Source organism: Hyphomonas oceanitis SCH89 (genome assembly GCF_000685295.1).
GTDB lineage: Bacteria > Pseudomonadota > Alphaproteobacteria > Caulobacterales > Hyphomonadaceae > Hyphomonas > Hyphomonas oceanitis.
Map to the genome: position 1 here is coordinate 1 of NZ_ARYL01000076.1, position 4,600 is coordinate 4,600.

Annotated in this window: 8 protein-coding genes; 4 read left to right on the forward strand and 4 right to left on the reverse strand. The window is 55.2% G+C overall.

What is annotated here, in order from left to right; all coding sequences use genetic code 11:
- On the reverse strand, positions 1–214 hold a 214-nt coding region (locus HOC_RS19915), incomplete at its 3' end, for a hypothetical protein (protein WP_035542074.1).
- Between the two features lie 264 nt (positions 215–478).
- Here HOC_RS19915 and HOC_RS19920 point away from each other — a divergent pair.
- From HOC_RS19920 to HOC_RS19930, 3 genes are all read left to right on the forward strand, one after another.
- Positions 479–874 (forward strand): hypothetical protein, encoded by a 396-nt coding sequence (locus tag HOC_RS19920; RefSeq protein ID WP_051625159.1) that lies wholly within the window; start codon positions 479–481, stop codon positions 872–874.
- Between the two features lie 173 nt (positions 875–1,047).
- Positions 1,048–1,596 (forward strand): SDR family NAD(P)-dependent oxidoreductase, encoded by a 549-nt coding sequence (locus HOC_RS22010; protein ID WP_084146504.1) that lies wholly within the window; start codon positions 1,048–1,050, stop codon positions 1,594–1,596.
- A gap of 229 nt (positions 1,597–1,825) precedes the next feature.
- Positions 1,826–2,497 carry a DsbA family protein gene (locus tag HOC_RS19930; protein ID WP_051625162.1) on the forward strand — a complete coding sequence of 224 codons (672 nt, stop codon included), beginning with the start codon at positions 1,826–1,828 and terminating at the stop codon, positions 2,495–2,497.
- 10 nt (positions 2,498–2,507) lie between these two features.
- On the opposite strand, the gene HOC_RS19935 is transcribed toward HOC_RS19930, so the two are convergent.
- From HOC_RS19935 to HOC_RS19950, 3 genes are all read right to left on the reverse strand, one after another.
- A complete protein-coding gene (locus tag HOC_RS19935; RefSeq protein WP_035542077.1) occupies positions 2,508–2,753 on the reverse strand; it encodes a hypothetical protein in 246 nt (81 codons plus the stop codon).
- 394 nt (positions 2,754–3,147) lie between these two features.
- Positions 3,148–3,444 carry a helix-turn-helix domain-containing protein gene (locus tag HOC_RS19945; protein WP_034742829.1) on the reverse strand — a complete coding sequence of 99 codons (297 nt, stop codon included), beginning with the start codon at positions 3,442–3,444 and terminating at the stop codon, positions 3,148–3,150.
- Positions 3,441–3,794 carry a type II toxin-antitoxin system RelE/ParE family toxin gene (locus HOC_RS19950; protein WP_034742826.1) on the reverse strand — a complete coding sequence of 118 codons (354 nt, stop codon included), beginning with the start codon at positions 3,792–3,794 and terminating at the stop codon, positions 3,441–3,443. Before HOC_RS19950 ends, HOC_RS19945 begins: the two co-directional genes overlap by 4 nt.
- A gap of 128 nt (positions 3,795–3,922) precedes the next feature.
- Here HOC_RS19950 and HOC_RS19955 point away from each other — a divergent pair, with 128 nt between their 5' ends.
- A complete protein-coding gene (locus tag HOC_RS19955; protein WP_035542083.1) occupies positions 3,923–4,357 on the forward strand; it encodes a tetratricopeptide repeat protein in 435 nt (144 codons plus the stop codon).
- The last annotated feature ends 243 nt before the right edge of the window (positions 4,358–4,600 follow it).

Below are 4,600 nucleotides of genomic sequence, written 5' to 3' on the forward strand. Positions count from 1 at the left end.
CAATAGCGACCGCGAGGGTCATCGCGCCAATTCGGCTCATCAGGGGCGCGGCCATCAAACCGCCGCCGGCAGGAAAAGAAGCGGGCAGCTCTGCGAACACGCCTTTCTGGCGGGCATCTATCCGGTCCCAGACCTGAGGCTCAACATTGCGCAGATCCCTGTCAACGGGACCTGATTTAAGCCGAGCGAGCAATTGGTCGAGATCTTTGGACATGTATTCACCTCATATCACAAACGTTAGGTATCATTGCGTATTGCGTGGTACGCCCGGCCTGCGCTTAGCCCTCAAAAAAGAGTCAGACTTGTCTAGGGCTCATCAAGACAAACTGCAATTGGCGCGCTGCTGGATACATCTGAACCGGTATGATCGTTCAACACGCTGGGATCAGTCCTCAATCTGCGATAGCCTGACCCCATGGCAATGAATTTTCGAGCCCCGGTCTCTCGATGGCGCACAGCGGGCGTTTACATGTTATTGATGGCCGGTTTCAATACCGTCTGGGAAATCGCGCAGTTTCCACTCTATCAGATTTGGCTCGAGGGCTCGTTTCGCGAGCAAACCTTCGCCATAGTCCACTGTACAATCGGCGACATCATGATCGCGGCCGCCTCGCTTGCACTGGTATATGCGCTGATCGGGCGAGGAGAATGGCCGCATCGAAGATTTTGGGCGACGGCGCTGGCGACAACCGCGTTCGGGGTCGCCTATACGGTGTTCAGTGAATGGCAGAATGTATCGGTACGTGGCAGCTGGGCGTATCGCGATATCATGCCGCTCGTGCCGCCGTTTGGAACGGGCCTCGCCCCACTCCTACAATGGACAATCCTGCCCTTGGCGGCGTTCGTCCTCACGCGCCGGGTTTCCCGGGCCTGAAACACCCGCGATTTTTTCGCTCGGGTGGCATCATGTGTGGACATTGGCTAATCACGGTTCGATGCGCTGGTCGGTCGCGTTGCAGTGCGCGCATCGCAGCCGCGCACGTCGAGCCGGCCAGCTTCCTACAGGGAAAATTGGACGCCAGATCATGAGGCGTGGGAATCGAGTGGATGACCGAATGGGCTGATCGCTACATGGCCACCGGAACGCATCGTCAGGAGATATCGAATGCAATTGAAGGACAAGGTCGCAATCATCGCGGGTGCCATCAGCGGCATTGGCAAAGCTGCCGCACTCCTATTTGCCAGAGAAGGCGCGAAGATGGTGCTTGGTGCTCACCGCGGGAGCTTTTGGGCAGGATTGCTGATGAAATTCACGAGACCGGCGGCGAGGCCACCGCACTTGTTGGGAACGTGAAGGACGCGGAGTATGCAAAGCGCCTTGTCGACCTGGCGGAGTGCGCATTCGGCGGACTCGATGTCGGATTCAACAATGCCGGCATTATCGGCGACGTAGGACCGATAACCGACATGGCACCGGAGAATTGGCACGACGTCATCGCGGTATGGTCAAAGGAACGAAATCAAACTGCCTTTTACGGCTTCTGCACCCTGATTTCAGGCGAACTAGCACAATGCAACTACAGTGTGAAAGCGAGCGGCAGGAAACAACTGGCTCCCCCTTATGCCAATTCAGTTTCCGCTGACAATGCCAGCTGAAGAACGGAGTTGAAGATGTCGACGTTTATCTCGACTCCATAAATTCCTGGCAGACAGTAGGCGCACCAGTTGTTCAGTCACAGATTTTGAAACAATCGTGATCGGTATTCGAGCGAAAGTCATTCCACAATTTGCGACGCCGCCTTAATATTCATTGAAAGGCTGCCGTTACCGCGTTGCCTTTCCATGAATACTGCTGCCCGCGTTTGGTAAAGAGAATAGAGGCCCCATGACGATCAGACAGACCCTCAGAGCTTCACTGCTCGGCATTGCACTGATCATGTTCAGCGCGCCAGGCCCAGCGCTTGCGCAATCGTCGCAAAGCATCGCCGGAAATCTGTCAGAGGAGGATTTTGCCAAACTTCGTGCCGATATCGAGAATGACACACTCGCCCCCATGGCCAACGCGGATACCTACAACGTCACTGTTGTTGTCTTTTCCGACTATCAATGTCCATACTGCCGAAAGATTCATCCGGAAATACAGAGTTTGGTTGACGGTGATTCTGCCGTGCGCGTTGTTTACCGGGACTGGCCCTTGTTCGGTGAAGGGTCTAGGGAAGCGGCGCGTCTTGCCATTGCTTCAACCTTCCAGGGCAAGCATGAGGAAATGAACAGAGCGCTTATGTCGATTCCCGGTAAACTAACGCCGGACAAAATCCAAAATGTAGCTGTCAAAGCAGGCGTGGACTGGTTTAGACTTCAGTCAGATGTGGAAGCACATGAACCAGAGATAAACGCGCTACTTGCGAAGAATAGCCTGCAAGCGGCTTTGCTCGGCTTGAACGGCACACCTGGCATTTTGATCGGCCCGTATCTTATCCCAGGAGCAGTTGATCGGGCAACGCTGCAAGCGGCCGTCAAATCGGTCCGTGAGTCGTCTGCTCAGCAGCGACAATAGTTGAGTTCCCTCAGTTTGCTCCTGTGAAGCCACCTGTGGCCGTCAAATATGCAATTACCCTAATGATGGCGGTTGCGCCTGCCGTAACCCAGTAATTACCGTGTGCGACGTAACCGCCCGACGCGCCGACCAGAGCGCACACGCTGCTTACCACAAGGAAACCGGGCAGGCTGAACACGCCAAGCCCCAGCCAGAAGAAGAGCGACAGTCCAAATGAAACCAGTATTGCAAGGACAAGTTGGCGTACAAAGATCATCTTGAGACTCCTCAATGCGTTCGTATCACGAAGTGTGGGTGCGTCGAAATTGCGACCTGCTTCCGAAAAACCGGACCACTTCAATGGGGCAGACTATTTTCTTGCAGACGCGATGGCATTGTCAAAAGAAACGACATTGCTAATGTGTCGTAGCCGATTGTTTCCTGCTGCTCGTTTCCGCGCTGTAGCTGCCAAAGCATTGTTCGCCTGAAATTAGGGCGACGGGGCCAGGAGAGACGATCCGAATTGGTTCCCTTGACAAGGCCTGCATCAGCACGGCGAGCTGCATGATTGCGGGCGACGTCTTGAAGTACCGGAACGAGTTTTTCGACATGAATTGAGGCTAAGCGCCCCTGCCCCGCGTCTCAAGGCGTTTGCCCTGACAATGCCCCCTTCAGGCGACCAGATCGAGGCTCAGCTTGTGACCAACAGCATCAGCCGCGCGCATCAGCGTCGCCAATTCAACATGGTCATTCTGAGGGTCAAGGATCCGGTCAAGCTGGCTGCGACTGGTGTTCATGCGCTTGGCCATTTCGACCTTGCTGATCGCCTTGGCTTTCATGGCCTCGCGGATTTTCCAGGCGAATACACGGAGAAGTGCGACCTCCTGCGCTTCCTCATAAATGCCCTCCTCTTTCAGGAAGTCATCGAAGCTGGAGCCGATACCGGCCTTGCCCTTTTGTGCACTCATGATTCAATCTCCTTTTTGCGAGTCTTAGCCAGATCCAAGTCTGCTTTCTGTGTCGCCCGGGTCTTTTTGATAAACCCGTGCAGCAACACCATTTGCCCGTTCTCCACACAGAACAGCACCCTTGCCATGCGGTTTCCGGGGAGATTGGACCGCACTTCATGTAGGCCGCTCCCCATCGGTCGGGACACCGGCATCCCGATGGGCCAACTATATTCAACAGTCTTGATATCGGCTCCGATGATCTTGCGCTCATCCTCACTGACATCTTCCTTCAACCAGTCCCGCACAGGCTCACTGCCTGCTGCGGATTGGTAGAACACGACCTCAATTTTCTTGTCTGTCTCAGGCAACCGGACCTGTCCTCTTCGTGGTATATGTACCGCGCATGGTGCATTGTCAAGATTGGCGGAATCTTACTTTCTCGTGATTCGCCCGATTTTCTGCGCTGATGGTTGCGGTCAGATTGCTCTGCAACTTCATGCTCCCGGCATGCGATGAATCCTATCAGGCGCCTGCTCTGGCATATCCCCCTCCTGACATTGCCGATCTCGATCAGGGGGCGAGCCTGTTTGACGATCATATCGGCAGCTGGATTGCTGCCGGCTGGGCCTATTTCGTGTCCGGCGACTTAGACGCCAGCCGGGCCCGGTTTGAGCGGGCGCATGATATTGACCACAAATTTGCGGAATCGTTCGGCTCACTGGCCGTGCTCGATGCCGTGGAAGGCAACACGAAAGAGGCCCAGCGCAAAGCGCTGACGGCCGTGCGGCTGGATCGGGAATGCTTTTCCGCCACGCTGGCCCAGACACTTCTCCTGTCAGGTGCCGGGAATGAACACAGGGCAAAGGAATTGTTCGAACAGGCGCTGACCACGCCGATTGGCAAGGACGCGCGTGATCTTGCCCATAATTGATGGACACTTAGCAACGGGAGTTTCGTCTCCCTTGGAGGTGTCGGATGACGAAACGCAAGCCGTACCGGCGTTACAGCGCTCAGTTCAAGAAAGAAGCGATCCGACGCGCGAATGATCAGAACTGATAGACTGGCGCAAATCCGCCGCCACTCGTCCGGAAATTTGTCGTCTGTCCCTGGTAGACGCGTGCGGCCAGCAGCAGAGTTTCCCCGGCATAGGTATATAGCCGAACATCATATTTGA